At 73.1% G+C, this 13920-nt stretch carries 12 protein-coding genes; 8 read left to right on the plus strand and 4 right to left on the minus strand.

Annotated elements, in window-relative coordinates; all coding sequences use genetic code 11:
• Positions 1-76 precede the first annotated feature (76 nt).
• The 3 genes from cobN (at position 77) to IE295_RS03125 (ending at position 5739) form a co-directional block, all read left to right on the plus strand.
• A complete protein-coding gene (gene cobN, locus IE295_RS03115; protein ID WP_190061830.1) occupies positions 77-3667 on the plus strand; it encodes a cobaltochelatase subunit CobN in 3591 nt (1196 codons plus the stop codon).
• 96 nt (positions 3668-3763) lie between these two features.
• Positions 3764-5020 (plus strand): VWA domain-containing protein, encoded by a 1257-nt coding sequence (locus tag IE295_RS03120; RefSeq protein WP_190061831.1) that lies wholly within the window; start codon positions 3764-3766, stop codon positions 5018-5020.
• Positions 5020-5739 carry a hypothetical protein gene (locus IE295_RS03125; RefSeq protein WP_190061832.1) on the plus strand — a complete coding sequence of 240 codons (720 nt, stop codon included), beginning with the start codon at positions 5020-5022 and terminating at the stop codon, positions 5737-5739. Before IE295_RS03120 ends, IE295_RS03125 begins: the two co-directional genes overlap by 1 nt.
• 100 nt (positions 5740-5839) lie before the next feature.
• Here the strand turns inward: IE295_RS03125 and IE295_RS03130 are convergent, their stop codons facing one another.
• The gene (locus IE295_RS03130) at positions 5840-6781 is read right to left on the minus strand and encodes a trypsin-like serine peptidase (protein ID WP_190061833.1); all 942 of its coding nucleotides are present in this window, start codon (positions 6779-6781) and stop codon (positions 5840-5842) included.
• Positions 6782-6913: 132 nt separating this feature from the next.
• Here IE295_RS03130 and IE295_RS03135 point away from each other — a divergent pair, with 132 nt between their 5' ends.
• The 5 genes from IE295_RS03135 (at position 6914) to IE295_RS03155 (ending at position 11173) form a co-directional block, all read left to right on the plus strand.
• On the plus strand, positions 6914-7303 hold the full coding sequence (locus IE295_RS03135) for a hypothetical protein (RefSeq protein ID WP_190061834.1): 390 nt from the start codon (positions 6914-6916) through the stop codon (positions 7301-7303).
• 174 nt (positions 7304-7477) lie between these two features.
• Positions 7478-7966, plus strand: coding sequence for a helix-turn-helix domain-containing protein (locus IE295_RS03140; protein ID WP_190061835.1), 489 nt, complete (start codon positions 7478-7480; stop codon positions 7964-7966).
• A complete protein-coding gene (locus IE295_RS03145) occupies positions 7963-8601 on the plus strand; it encodes a hypothetical protein (RefSeq protein ID WP_190061836.1) in 639 nt (212 codons plus the stop codon). Before IE295_RS03140 ends, IE295_RS03145 begins: the two co-directional genes overlap by 4 nt.
• Positions 8594-9805, plus strand: a complete 1212-nt coding sequence (locus IE295_RS03150; protein ID WP_190061837.1) for an MAB_1171c family putative transporter — start codon at positions 8594-8596, stop codon at positions 9803-9805. Before IE295_RS03145 ends, IE295_RS03150 begins: the two co-directional genes overlap by 8 nt.
• A gap of 183 nt (positions 9806-9988) precedes the next feature.
• Positions 9989-11173 (plus strand): cytochrome P450 family protein, encoded by a 1185-nt coding sequence (locus IE295_RS03155; RefSeq protein WP_190061838.1) that lies wholly within the window; start codon positions 9989-9991, stop codon positions 11171-11173.
• 131 nt (positions 11174-11304) lie between these two features.
• On the opposite strand, the gene IE295_RS03160 is transcribed toward IE295_RS03155, so the two are convergent.
• From IE295_RS03160 to IE295_RS03170, 3 genes are all read right to left on the minus strand, one after another.
• The gene (locus IE295_RS03160; RefSeq protein WP_190061839.1) at positions 11305-11895 is read right to left on the minus strand and encodes a YIP1 family protein; all 591 of its coding nucleotides are present in this window, start codon (positions 11893-11895) and stop codon (positions 11305-11307) included.
• 73 nt (positions 11896-11968) lie between these two features.
• Positions 11969-13525 (minus strand): APC family permease, encoded by a 1557-nt coding sequence (locus tag IE295_RS03165; RefSeq protein WP_190062381.1) that lies wholly within the window; start codon positions 13523-13525, stop codon positions 11969-11971.
• A gap of 183 nt (positions 13526-13708) precedes the next feature.
• On the minus strand, positions 13709-13909 hold the full coding sequence (locus IE295_RS03170; protein WP_190061840.1) for a hypothetical protein: 201 nt from the start codon (positions 13907-13909) through the stop codon (positions 13709-13711).
• Positions 13910-13920 lie beyond the last annotated feature (11 nt).

Consider the following 13920-nt stretch of genomic DNA (forward strand, 5'->3'; position numbering starts at 1 on the left):
CCAGCCGCAGCATGCGCACGTTCCGGTGCCGCGCACCCCGGGCGACCCTCGAAGCACTCGCACTCGGGAGCGCCGCGTGATCCTTCTCCTGTCGACCTCCGACACCGACCTGCTCAGCGCCCGCGCGGCCGGCGGTCCGGTGTCCTACCGGCTCGCCAACCCCGCCCGGCTCGCGCTCGACGAGCTCCCGGCGCTCCTGGAGGGCACCGACCTCGTCGTCGTACGCCTCCTCGGCGGCCTCCGCGCCTGGCAGGAGGGCCTGGACCTGCTGCTCGCCGGCCCCCGGCCCGTCGTCGTCCTCACCGGCGAACAGGCTCCGGACGCCCAGCTGATGGAGGCCTCCACCGTCCCCGTCGGCATCGCCGCCGAGGCGCACGCCTACCTCGCCCACGGCGGGCCGGCCAACCTCGAGCAGCTCGCGCGCTTCCTCTCCGACACCGTGCTCCTCACCGGTCACGGCTTCGAGCCGCCGGCCGCCGCCCCCGCCTGGGGCGAGCTGGAGCGCACCCCCAAGCCCGGCGCGAGCGGCCCGCTCGTCGCGGTGCTCTACTACCGCGCGCACCACATGAGCGGCAACACCGCCTTCGTCGAGGCCCTCTGCGGCGCGATCGAGGACGCCGGAGGCCGCGCCCTGCCGCTGTACGTCGCCTCGCTGCGCGCCCCCGAGGCCGAGCTGATCGACGCGCTCCGCGGCGCCGACGCCATCGTCACCACCGTCCTCGCCGCCGGCGGCACCCGCCCCGCCGAGGCCTCCGCCGGCGGCGACGACGAGTCCTGGGACGCCGGCGCCCTCGCCGCGCTCGACGTGCCGATCCTGCAGGCGCTGTGCCTGACCGGGCCGCGCAGCGCGTGGGAGGAGAACGACGAGGGCCTCTCGCCGCTCGACGCCGCCACCCAGGTCGCCGTGCCCGAGTTCGACGGCCGCATCATCACCGTCCCGTTCTCCTTCAAGGAGGTCGACGAGGACGGCCTGCCCGCCTACGTCGCCGACATGGAGCGCGCCGCCCGCGTCGCCGGCATCGCCGTGCGCCACGCCCGGCTGCGCCACATCCCGGCCGCCGACAAGCGGATCGCCCTCGTCCTGTCCGCCTACCCCACCAAGCACTCCCGCATCGGCAACGCCGTCGGCCTCGACACCCCCGCCAGTGCCGTCGCCCTGCTGCGCCGACTGCGCGAGGAGGGCTACGACTTCGGCGACGAGGCCGTGCCCGGCCTCGAGTCCGGCGACGGCGACGAGCTCATCTACGCCCTCATCGAGGCCGGCGGCCACGACCAGGACTGGCTCACCGAGGAGCAGCTCGCCCGCAACCCCGTCCGCATCCCGGCCGCCGACTACAAGCGCTGGTACGGGCAGCTGCCGCAGGAGCTGCGCGAGTCCGTCGAGCAGCACTGGGGCCCGGCGCCCGGCGAGATGTTCCTCGACCGCAGCCGCAATCCCGAGGGCGACATCGTCCTCGCGGCCCTGCGTCGCGGCAACCTCCTCATCCTCATCCAGCCGCCGCGCGGCTTCGGCGAGAACCCCATCGCCATCTACCACGACCCCGACCTGCCGCCCTCGCACCACTACCTCGCCGCCTACCGCTGGATCGCCGCCTCCCGCGAGGACGGCGGCTTCGGCGCCGACGCGATGGTCCACCTCGGCAAGCACGGCAACCTCGAGTGGCTGCCCGGCAAGAACGCCGGCCTGTCCGCCGCCTGCGGCCCCGACGCCGCCCTCGGCGACCTGCCGCTGGTCTACCCCTTCCTCGTCAACGACCCCGGCGAGGGCACCCAGGCCAAGCGCCGCGCCCACGCCACCCTCGTCGACCACCTCGTGCCGCCGATGGCCCGCGCCGAGTCCTACGGCGACATCACGCGCCTGGAGCAGCACCTCGACGAGTACGCGCAGATCTCCGCCATGGACCCGGCCAAGCTGCCGGCGATCCGCGCCCAGATCTGGACCCTGATCCAGGCCGCCCGGCTCGACCACGACCTGGGCCTGGAGGAGCGCCCGGACGACGACGGCTTCGACGACTTCCTCCTGCACGTCGACGGCTGGCTGTGCGAGGTCAAGGACGCCCAGATCCGCGACGGCCTCCACGTCCTGGGCGGCGCGCCCACCGGCGAGGCGCGGGTCAACCTCGTCCTGTCGATCCTGCGCGCCCGCCAGATCTGGGGCGGCAAGTCCGCCCTGCCGGGCCTGCGCGAGGCCCTCGGCCTCGACGAGTCCGCCGCCACCCGCACCACCGCGGACGAGGCCGAGGCCGAGGCCCGCGCCCTGGTCCAGGCCATGGAGGACGCGGACTGGGACCCGTCGGCGGTCCCGGCCGAACACGGCGACCAGGTCGCCGCGATCCTCGACTTCGCCGCCCGCGAGGTCGTACCCCGCCTGGCAGGCACCACGGCCGAGCTCGACCACGCCGTCAAGGCACTGGCGGGCGGCTTCGTCCCGGCGGGCCCGTCCGGCTCCCCGCTGCGCGGCCTGGTCAACGTCCTGCCGACGGGCCGCAACTTCTACTCCGTCGACCCCAAGGCCGTCCCCAGCCGCCTCGCCTGGGAGACCGGCCAGGCCCTCGCCGACTCCCTGCTGGAGCGCTACCGCACCGACGAGGGCGGCTGGCCCGAGTCGGTGGGCCTGTCCCTGTGGGGCACCAGCGCCATGCGCACGGCCGGCGACGACGTGGCGGAGGCGCTGGCGCTGCTGGGCGTCCGCCCGGTGTGGGACGAGGCGTCGCGGCGCGTGACGGGACTCGAGCCCGTCGCCCTCGAGGAGCTCGGCCGTCCCCGCATCGACGTCACCCTGCGCATCAGCGGCTTCTTCCGTGACGCCTTCCCGCACGTCATCGGCCTCCTCGACGACGCCGTGCGCCTGGTGGCCTCGCTCGACGAGCCCGCCGAGCAGAACTACGTCCGTGCCCACGCGCAGGCCGACCTCGCCGCCCACGGCGACGAACGCCGCGCCACCACCCGCATCTTCGGCTCCCGCCCGGGCACGTACGGCGCGGGCCTGCTCCAGCTCATCGACAGCCGCGACTGGCGCACCGACGCCGACCTCGCCGAGGTCTACACCGTCTGGGGCGGCTACGCCTACGGCCGCGGCCTCGAGGGCCGCCCGGCCCGCGAGGACATGGAGACGGCCTACAAGCGCATCGCGGTGGCGGCCAAGAACACCGACACCCGCGAGCACGACATCGCCGACTCCGACGACTACTTCCAGTACCACGGCGGCATGGTCGCCACGGTCAAGGCCCTCAAGGGCACCGCCCCCGCCGCGTACATCGGCGACTCCACCCGCCCCGAGACGATCCGCACCCGCACCCTGGTCGAGGAGACCTCCCGCGTCTTCCGCGCCCGCGTGGTCAACCCCCGCTGGATCGAGGCCATGCGCCGCCACGGCTACAAGGGCGCCTTCGAACTCGCCGCGACCGTGGACTACTTGTTCGGCTACGACGCCACCACCGGCGTCGTCCCCGACTGGATGTACGACAAGCTCGCCCAGACCTACGCCCTGGACCCGGAGAACCGCGCCTTCCTCCAGGAGGCCAACCCCTGGGCCCTGCACGGCATCGCCGAACGCCTCCTGGAGGCCGAGAGCCGCGGCATGTGGGCCAAGCCCGACGCCGAGACGCTCGAGGCCCTGCGGCAGGTCTTCCTCGAGACGGAGGGCGACCTGGAGGGCGGGGAGTAAGCCGGGCCACGCCCGTCGCCGGCCGGTGGCGGCCGCATCGTACGGCCGCCACCGGGCCATTTGGGCCCGCCACGTGCTGATCACTAGGATCCTCGGATGATCATCACAAAACGGCTGGCGGTGGGCGCCCTGGCCCTGCTCGCCGCCCTGGCCGGGGGCGTCGCGCCGGCGGGTGCCGCCGACGGGCCAGCGAAGGAATCCCCGAAAGTCGAGCTGGTGCTGGACGTCAGCGGGTCGATGCGGGCCCGCGACGTCGACGGGCAGTCGCGGATGGCGGCCGCTCAGCAGGCGTTCAACGAGGTCATCGACGCGGTGCCGGACAACGTCCGGCTCGGCATCCGTACCCTCGGTGCCAACTACGCCGGCGACGACAAGGAGACCGGCTGCCGGGACAGCAAGCAGCTCTATCCCGTCGGCAAGGTCGACCGGACCGAGGCCAAGACGGCCGTGGCGACGCTGCGGCCGACCGGATGGACGCCCATCGGGTACGCCCTGCGCGGCGCCGACCAGGACCTGGGGACGGACGGCGGTACGCGCCGGATCGTTCTCATCACCGACGGCGAGGACTCCTGCGGGATGCCCGACCCGTGCGACGTGGCGCGGGAACTGGCCGCCAAGGGCACGCACCTGACGGTCGACACCCTCGGCCTCACCCAGGACGACAAGACCCGTGAGCAGCTCAGCTGCATCGCCGAGGCCACCGGCGGCACGTACACCACCGTGCGGCACACCAAGGAGCTCTCCGGCCGCATCAAGCAGCTCGTGCGCCGGGCGGACACGCCCGTCGAGACGCCCAAGCCGGTCAAGGGCGCCGACGCGTGCTCGACCGCGCCCGAGGTGGGCGGCGGGATCTGGACCGACCGGGCGACGTTCGGCGAGCACCGCTGGTACCGCGTCACGGTGAAGCCGGGCCAGGAGCTGCGCGCTTCCGTGAGCGTGGGTGCCGACCGCGCGGTCGACCGGGACTACGGGGTCCTGGTGCGCGCGGTGGGTGAGAGCGGGCAGGAGCTGGTGCGCGGCTCGGACGCCGGGAGCGGGCGTACCGACGTGATGGCGTCCGGGCTCCGCCTTCCGGTGTGGAAGGCGAAGGAGGACGACAAGGAGCCCCGGACCGTCTGTCTGGAGGTCTCCCACTCCTTCTCCGCGCCGGCCTCCGTCAAGCGCGACCCGGGGCTTCCCCTCGAGCTCGCCGTCGATGTGGTGAAGGCCCCCGACAACCCGTCCGACCTCGCCGCGTTCGGCCTCGGCCGGGGCTGGGCGCTGCTGGCCGTGCTGGGTGTGACCGGGCTGCTCGTGGGACTGCTGTGGGGCTGGCTGGCCCGCTGGCGGTTCGCGGTGTGGAGGGAGAACTGATGCGACGCACGACACGTGTGCTGACCGCCGTCGCGCTGGCGGCCGCCGCCCTGCTGGGCTCGGCCACGGGTGCCACGGCCGACGACGAGGCGCCCACCGAGGCCGGCACCGCCTTCCGCACCGCGGTGGCGATCGAGCAGGGCGAGAAGGCCACGGCCGACGCGTCCACGGGTGACTACCTCTACTGGCAGTTCCCGGCCGGCGCCGGGCAGCGGGCGACCGTGAAGGCGACGGTGAACCTGCCCGAGGCCTCCGCGCGGCACGGCGCCGCCACCTGGCAGCTCGACGTCTTCGACGGGCTGCGCCGCCGCCAGGCGTGCACGTCCGGGGACCGGACCGTGCGGGCGTCCGGGCAGGACACCACGGTGGCCCTGAGCTGCACGCTGCGGACCGTGCGGCCGTGGTCCGAGCGCTGGGCCAACGACCCGCTGCCCGGCGCGTACTACATCCGCCTCACCGTCGTCGACGTCCCCGACCGGGACCTCGGGCTGCCGGTGAAGGCGGAGGTCGAGGCCACCGCGGAGGACGCGGGCGGGGCCCGTGCCGAGGGCGGCGCGCTGGGCGCGCCGCTGCACGCGGCGGCCGTCGCCGAGCCGGAGGACGGCTGGAACGGCAGCTGGTGGTCGGGCCGCTGGGGCTGGACCGTGGGCGGCGCGGTGCTCTGCGCGCTCGCGGCGGTCGGCGGCTACACCCTGACCCGGCATCCGCGCCGCCGCTAGCGACCGCGACAGGACGAGAAGGCCGCATCCCGTGCCCGGGATGCGGCCTTCGCCGTGTCGGTGACCGGGTGTCGGTGACCGGGTGCCGGTGACTCAGGTGTCAGCGGCCGGCCGGCTCGTCGTCGTGGACGGCCTGCAGATACAGCTCGAGCAGGTCCTCGTTGAAGTACGAGCTGTAGGAGATGTCCGGGGTGTCACCGCCGGTGTGGTAGCCGCCGATGACGCCGATCACCAGATGGCCGGTCAGGCCGCGCACCAGGAACGGCCCGCCCGAGGTGCCCCCGACGTAGCCCGCGCAGGCGATCTCCAGGAAGTCGCCGGGCGCCTTGGGGTCGGTGCTGGTGTAACGGTGCGTGGAGGAGCGGCAGTCGAGCGGCTTGGGGTACGTGGTGTCGCTGCTGCCCGGGTAGCCGATCAGGCGTACGTCCCTGTGGTCGTAGCCCGGGCGGAAGGCCAGGTCGAAGCCGCCGACCGCGCGCTGCACGGGCGTTCCGTCGGCGCGGTCGCCGAGCCGGACCACGGTGAAGTCCCAGCGCGCGCCGCCGTCGGTGCCCAGGTCGTAGTAGCGCTGGTCGATGTGGATGCGCTCGACGGGGAAGACGCCGTGGGGCTTGAGGCCGTCGTGGTACTGCGGCACGAACGACAGGTGCTTCCTCGGGTCGGGCGAGCGCAGGCAGTGCGCGGCGCTGACGACGAGGTCGCGGTGCGGGCTGCGCACCACCGTGCCGCCGCAGAAGCGGCCGGTGTTCTGGCCGTCGGTCCAGAAGAACGTGCCCACTTGGGGCAGGCCGTCGAAGGGGTGACTGGGCGGCACCGGTCCGGACGACGGCGCGGGCGGCGTCTGCCGCGTCGTTCCTTCGGCGGGCAGCGCGGCCCGCATGCGCTCGGCGGTCCAGTACGCGTCGGCGGACACCGCGGCCGGCACCGCCGAGGCGGCCGGGACCGCGGTCGTCGCCGTGAGGAGCCCGGCGAGAAGGACGAGGGCACCGCCGCGCAGGGCGGTGGGTCTGTGCGCGAACCACTTGAGCCTCTTGAACCACATGAACGGTTCCTCCCTGGTGCGCGGACGACATGACAGGGACGTACGAGGTGAGCGTGCCATAGCCTGAGGCGGCAGTGCGCCAGCACGGCGTCGACGTCCGGGCCGTGCGGTCCATGGGTGGGGAGTTGGCAGATGGTCGATCCGTTGTCTCTCGAGGCGATCACGACGGCGGTCACGGCGGCCGCCGGGTCGGTGGGTACGGAAGCGGGACGGCAGGCGTGGGGGTCGCTCGCCGACCTCGCGCGGCGCGCGTTCGGGCGGGGCCGCGAGGAGGACGGCGCGGCTGCCGCCGCGCTGCCGCTCGACCCGGACAGCGGGCAGCAGAACCAGGCGCTGGCCGCGCTGCTGTTCGGGCGGGCCTTCCAGGACGCGGCGTTCGCGGCGGAGTACCGCCGGTGGGAGGAGTCGGCGCGGGCCGTGCACACGACCGTCGACAACAGCACGGTCGTCAACAACGTCTCGGGCGAGGCCCGGGTGCGGACCCTCTACCAGGGCCGGGACATCACCGTGCACCCTCAGTAGACTTCAGCGCCTCAACCCGTGGTTAAGTCCTTCATGTGCTTGTTACCAGCAACCGACTAGTGCTGGACCTTCTTCCCATGACAGGATGCCTTCGCGGCTGGACTCGGGCTTAACTGGCCGTGAAAGTCCGTTAAGCCGTGTGACACCACGGGGCGCGCTCGAAGGACGGGGCAGATGGCAGTCGGGGGGGACAGGCCGGGTTCGGCAGGCGACGCGGGCAGCCCGCTCGCCCAACGGCTCAACTACCTGTTCGCGAACATGCACCCGCCGGGCGCGCCGTACACCAACGGGCACGTGGCCGAGGAGATCAGCCGCGGCCCGGAGTACGGCGAGGTCAGCCTCACCGAGCAGTACCTGTCCATGCTCCGCAACGGCAAGCGCGCCAACCCCAGCCCGGACGTGCTGCGGGCGCTGGCGAAGTTCTTCGCCGTGCCCGTCGGCTACCTGATGGGCGACCTGTCCGACTCGCAGGCGGAACGGGTGGAGGAGGAGGTCCGTTTCCTCGTCGCCATGCGGGACCAGCGCGTGCGGGCCATCGCCCTGCGCTCGGTGGGACTCCCGCCGGAGGTGCAGGACAGCCTCACCACGATCATTTCGCAGTTCCGGCAGCAGATGAACCTTCCGTCCGACCCGCCCGGTGCGGGAGGTGAGGAGCGCCCGTGACCGTCGCGGCGGAGGACCGGCTCTTCACTTACTGGCGGCGTACCGAGGACGAGGACGGTGCAAGCATGCGGGTGGGGCGGATACGGCGGCGGTGCAAGCAGCTCATCAACGAGCTCGCACTGCCCGCGTCCACCGATCTGCAGGGCATGTGCGACGCCGTGGCGCTCCGCGTGGGCCGGCCCATCCACCTCGTGCCGATGAGCCTGGACGGCGTCGTCTCCGGCATGACGGCCACCACCGACGACGCCTTCTGGGTCGTCTACGAGCAGAAGACCTCCCCCTGGCACCAGGTGCACATCGTGCTGCACGAGATCGGTCACCTGCTGCTGGGCCACGACCAGGACCCCACCGTGACCGAGGACGCCCTCAAGGTGTGGACGCCCTCGGTCGACGTGGCGACCGCCATGCGCCGCATGGGCCTGACCATGGGACTGGCCCGTCACCACTGCTACGACAACCTCACCGAGCGCGAGACCGAGATCCTCGGCACCCTGCTGATGGCGAAGGTCGTCCCGCCGCCGCCCGGCCAGGAGGCCGAACTCGAGGGCCAGGCCGCGGAGCTCGCGGCCTCCCTCGGTCCCGCGCTGCAGCACGTGCGGCAGCGGCTGAGGGAAGGGGGCGCCACCGGTGTTTGACGCCCTCTACCTGACCTTCTCCGCCGTCACCTGGGCCATCGTGGGCTACAAGGCCCGCGCCTGGTTCCGCGACCGCGGCAACGTCGACCTGGGGCTGACCGCCCTGATGACCGCCGGCGTCCCGGTCGTCTTCCTCTTCTCCGCGCCCAGCGTCTACCGTGCGTTCGACCGGCTGACGGGCGTGGCGAACCTCGCCATGGTCCTCCTGTACTCCGCCGTGGTGCTGTTCGCCTCCGGCGCGACCGTCCTGCTGCTGCGCTGGACCAGCCACGGCGACGAGACGGCCCGCGCCCGGGCGGCCGCGCGCTCGCGGTACGCGATGGCCGCCGTGGCGGTCGCCTGGGCCGGCGCGATCGTGTGCTTCGCCGTCGGCCGCCCCGACTCCGTGGAGCACCCCCGCGACTTCAGCACCGCCTACGCCCACGCGCCCGGCGTCGTCGCCTTCCTGGTGCTGTACCTGGCCATCTTCGGCACCAGCCTCGCGGGCCTGGGCTACCTCTGCCCGCGCTACGCCGCCCAGCTGGGCCGCTCCTGGCTCGCCAAGGGCCTGCGCACGCTCGCCGCGGGCTGCTGGCTGGGCCTGCTGTACTGCGCCTGCAAGCTGACGGGCTTCGTCCTGAGCTGGGCCGGGCACGAGGCGTACTGGCTCTCCAACGGCGTGGCGCCGATGAGCGCCTCGGTGGCCGCGCTGCTGGTCCTGCTCGGGTTCTCGCTGCCCGCCGTCGGCCCCCGGGCGGCCGCCTGGCGCCGGCTGCGCCGCCTCGACCCGCTGTGGCAGGAGGTCACCGCCCACGCCCCCGAGGTCACCATCGAGCAGTCCCGCTGGACGTCGCGCTGGCCGCTCGCCGACCTGGAGTGGCGGGCCAACCGGCAGATGGCCGAGATCCGCGACATCCAGCGCGGCGTCCGGCGCCACGTCGAGGCCGCCGCCCTGGACATCGCCCGCGAGAAGGCGGCCGCCGCCGCGCTCGACGAGCGCCGGACGGCCGCCGTGGTCGAGGCCGCCGCCCTGCGCCGGGGCCTGGCCAACCAGCGGACCGGGCACCTGGCCGCACCGCACGCCGACAGCGTGGTCATGACCGTCAGCGCCGACCCGGCCGAGGAACACGAGCACCTGGCCCGCGTCGCGGACGTCTACCACGACCCGCTGGTCGACGCCGTGCTCGAAGAACTGCGCGAGATCACCGCGGCGCGCCGTCCCTGACGGCGCGCGGACCGGACGAGGCGGCCCTGGACGGGGGTCAAGGCCGCCTGCGACACCGGCCGGCGCCGGAGCCGGACAGATCGACGATCTGCCCGGCTCCGGCGCCGCCAGTGCGAACCTCCCGCGCGGACGAACGCCGGTGCGAACGCCCCGTCAGCCGCCCGCCCTCTAGAGTCGGATGCCATGCAGCCCATCGACGTCACAGCGCTGATAGAAGACCCGTACGGCACCTACGCCGCGCTCCGCGAGGCCGGCCCGGTGCACCGCATCACCGGCTCCGACGGCCGGCCCGCCTGGCTGGTGACCCGCTACGACGACGTGCGCCGGGCGCTGGCCGACCCCCGGCTCTCGCTGGACCGGAGCCACGCGCTGCCCGGCAACTACAGCGGCTTCTCGCTGCCCCCCGCGCTGGACGCCAACCTGCTGAACATGGACCCGCCCGACCACACCCGGGTGCGCCGGCTGGTGGTGAAGGCGTTCACCCCCGGCCGCGTCGACAGGCTCCGGGCGCCGGTGCGCCAGGTCGCCGACGAGCTGCTGGACGCCCTCGAGGCGGGGGACGAGCGGCGTACGGACCTGCTCGAGAGCTACGCGGGACCGCTGCCGATCATCGTCATCTGCGATCTCCTGGGCATCCCGCCGCACGCCCGGCAGGACTTCCGGGCCTGGACCGACGCGATGATCACCCCCGACCGCGAGCGGCCGCACCTGATGAAGGAGGCGGTCGCCGGGCTGATGGGCTACTTCACCGGCCTGATCCGCGACAAGCGCGCCGAGCCCGCCGACGACCTGCTCTCCGACCTGATCGCGGTGCGGGACGGCGAGGACGCGCTCTCCGAGGACGAGCTGACGTCGCTGGCGTTCCTCATCCTGTTCGCCGGCTACGAGAACACCGTCCACCTCATCGTCAACGCGGTGCTCGCCCTGCTGGACCACCCCGCGCTCCTGAGTGAGCTGCGAGCGAATCCGGACGGTCTCGGAGCGGCCGTGGAGGAGATCGGCCGGTGGGACGGGCCGAGTCCGCTGGCGATCCGCCGCTTTCCGCTGGAGGACGTCGAGATCGGCGGCGTGACGGTCCCGGCGGGGGAGACGGTGCTGCTGTCGATCGCCTCGGCCAACCGCGATCCCGGGCACTTTCCCGATCCCGACCGCCTCGACCTGCGGCGGGACCGTTCGGGGCACCTGGCGCTGGGCCACGGCATCCACTACTGCCTGGGCGCTCCGCTGGCCCGGATGGAGACGGAGACCGCCCTCGCGGCGCTGCTCGAGCGCTTCAAAAATCTGGAACTCGACGTTCCGAGGGAGGCGCTGAGGTGGCGTCCGGCGATTCGTGCACGTGGCCTGATTTCGCTCCCCGTCCGGTGGTAATCGCGGGCCCGAACAGGTTTTTGGTGCATAACCCACCGTTGATGAGGTAGAACTGTCCTCGAGCCCGCCCGGTGTGCATCCCCCGTCGCACCGGGCGGGCCTTCGCCATCCGGGGCGCCGCGTCCGCCGGCTCAGCCGCTGCCGGGCGGGAACTTCAGCAGGGCGACCGCCGCCAGCATCTGGATGCTCACCGCCGCCACGGCCCTGTGGGTCGGCAGGTGGTGCTGACCGCGTATCAGCAGGACCGCGAGCGCGCACCCGAAGGCCGCCGTGACCGACGCCGCCGCCCGTACCGGCACCGACCCGGCCGGCAGCCAGGTGTCGAGGGCCAGCCGGGGCAGGTCGCTCGCCCAGAACAGGACGACGAACAGGCTCGCGGTCGGCGCGAACCGACCATTGCCCCCCAGCCGGCGCGCGATGGCGTGGGTGACGGCCCCCAGCATCAGACTGGCGAGCAGCATCACCACCGACCAGATCGCCATCGCCTCCAGCGCGAGCACGGGACTGACGTCCCACTGCCCCCAGAAGGAGTCCTTCGCCAGCGTCCCCAGCGCCCCGCACAGCAGGGACAGGAACGCGGCGGCGCCCCACACGCCCCGGTCCCGGGCCTCGTCGAGCACCTCGACGGGCCGGTACCAGAGCCCGAATATCAGGCGGTGCCACAGCAGCTTGCGCGGCTTGGCGGCGGGGGTGGACGGCGGAGAGGCACTGGTCAAGGGCATGGGTGCCGTTTTATCACCGTTCGGACCCGCCCGCGGAGCCCGGGCCGGGGGCACCGTTCGGGCCGACGCCCCGTCAGGCGGGCGTGGTCTCCCGGGTCCCCGGGTCCGCCTCGCCGTCGGTGCCGGTGCCCGGGCCGGCTCCGGTGGCGGCACCGGGCCCGGCGTCGCGCAGGTACTCCTCGCTGATCTCACGCGGCCCGAACGGCCATTGCTTCTCGTACGCCGCCCACAGCACGAAGGCCACACAGCCGGCCCCCACCCAGGCCAGCGACCACTCGATGGGGTGCCGGCCCGGAGAGTTCTCGTCCGCGTACCCGTAGATGACGAGCCAGCCCACGAGCGCCACCAGGCTGGGCAGCGGATACAGCCACATGCGGTACGGGCGCCGCAGCCCCGGCTGACGGCGGCGCAGCACGGTCACGGCCACGATCTGGGCGAGCGCCTGCACGATCACCATCACGGTGAGCAGCAGCTGGATGAGCGTCGCCAGGTCCGTGTGGCGGCCGATCAGGTAGCCGACGGCGCCGATGAGCCCCATGGTGACCAGGGGGAGCACCGGGAAGCGGTAGCGGGGGTGCAGGGTGCCGAAGGGGCGGAAGAAGACCCTCTCCCGGGCGGCGTCGTAGGGGACGCGGGAGCCGCCGAGGAGGCCGGTGAAGACCGAGGCGAAGGCGGTGACGAGGATCAGTACGGTGACGACGTTCGCGGCCCCCACGCCCCAGGTCTTCTCCAGCACGGCGGAGGCGACGGAGGTCGCGGCCGCGGAGCCGGGGTCGAGCATCTCCCGCCAGTCGACGACGCCCAGGGTGCCGATCTGCAGCAGCAGGTAGATGGTCATGATGCCGAGGATGGAGTACACGATCGCGCGCGGAAGGGTGCGGCCGGGATTGCGGATCTCGGCGCCCATGTAGGCGGCGGTGTTGTAGCCGCCGTAGTCGTAGATGCCGATGGTCAGCCCCGCCGCGAAGCCGGTCCAGAAGTGATGTGACGTCAGGTCGAAGGCGTGCTCGGGGTAGGTGAAGGCACGGTCGGGGCTGAAGTGGGTGAAGGCGGCGATGATGACGAGCGCCACGGAGGCGATCATCACGCACCACAGCACGGCGGTGATCCGCGCGATGTTCTCGACCCCGCGCCACAGCAGCGCGACGACGACCGCGATGAGGCCCAGCCCGACCAGGTCCCCTTGCGTCTGCGTCATGTCCGGCCAGAGGTAGCCGAGGTACTGCACGAAGCCGATCACGCCGGTGGCCATCGCGAGCGGAATGAACAGCATCGCCGTCCACACGAACAGGAACGGCATCAGCTTGCCGGTACGGTACTGGAAGGCCTGCCGCAGATAGACGTAGCTGCCGCCCGCGCCCGGCAGCGAGGCCCCGAGCTCGGCCCAGATCAGCCCGTCCGCCAGCGCCAGGACCGCGCCCGCGACGAAGCCGATGACCGCCTGCGGCCCGCCGAAGGCCGCGACCATCAGCGGGATGGTGACGAAGGGGCCGATGCCGCACATCTGGCTCATGTTGATGGCCGTGGCCTGGAACAGGCCGATGCGGCGTACGAACGCCACCCGTTGGCCCGGCACCACCGGTTCCGGCTCCTGGGGGCCGTGCTGTGCGTCTGCTGCCGGATCTCCCATGGCGGTCAGCCCCTTCTCGTCGCCCACTGCACTCGTAGCACCGCCTTGCCTGACGCGTCCATCACCCGCGGGGTGTCGCCAGACTCTCGTCCCCCGGCCGACGGGCAGTCAAGATCCGTGCACGGAACGAAAAAGGCGGAGCAGGCCGCGAGCTGACGGCCACTCAAGCGATCGCGTGGGACCTCACGGCCGCTCGCAGCCCCGCACCGCGCACTCCTTGCCCACGCTGATGACGGGCGTGCTGGCGCGGGCCGGCTGCTCCCTGACCACCACCCGGGTGGGGCCGCCGCAGGTCAGACAGGCCCGGGAGGCCGGGTCGCGCTCGCGGTCGATCGCGGCGGCGATCCGCAGGAGGGGGTCGGCGCCGGTGTCGGTGTCGGACATGGGGCATCCCG

The sequence above is a fragment of the Streptomyces griseocarneus genome (assembly GCF_014655595.1).
Classification (GTDB): domain Bacteria; phylum Actinomycetota; class Actinomycetes; order Streptomycetales; family Streptomycetaceae; genus Streptomyces; species Streptomyces griseocarneus.

Coding starts and splice junctions, on each gene's coding strand:
- IE295_RS03130 (WP_190061833.1), bottom strand. CDS start 6,781: ATGTGGTTCAAGAGGCTCAAGTGGTTCGCGCACAGACCCACCGCCCTG.
- IE295_RS03135 (WP_190061834.1), top strand. CDS start 6,914: ATGGTCGATCCGTTGTCTCTCGAGGCGATCACGACGGCGGTCACGGCG.
- IE295_RS03155 (WP_190061838.1), top strand. CDS start 9,989: ATGCAGCCCATCGACGTCACAGCGCTGATAGAAGACCCGTACGGCACC.
- IE295_RS03120 (WP_190061831.1), top strand. CDS start 3,764: ATGATCATCACAAAACGGCTGGCGGTGGGCGCCCTGGCCCTGCTCGCC.
- IE295_RS03165 (WP_190062381.1), bottom strand. CDS start 13,525: ATGGGAGATCCGGCAGCAGACGCACAGCACGGCCCCCAGGAGCCGGAA.
- IE295_RS03160 (WP_190061839.1), bottom strand. CDS start 11,895: ATGCCCTTGACCAGTGCCTCTCCGCCGTCCACCCCCGCCGCCAAGCCG.
- IE295_RS03140 (WP_190061835.1), top strand. CDS start 7,478: ATGGCAGTCGGGGGGGACAGGCCGGGTTCGGCAGGCGACGCGGGCAGC.
- IE295_RS03170 (WP_190061840.1), bottom strand. CDS start 13,909: ATGTCCGACACCGACACCGGCGCCGACCCCCTCCTGCGGATCGCCGCC.
- IE295_RS03125 (WP_190061832.1), top strand. CDS start 5,020: ATGCGACGCACGACACGTGTGCTGACCGCCGTCGCGCTGGCGGCCGCC.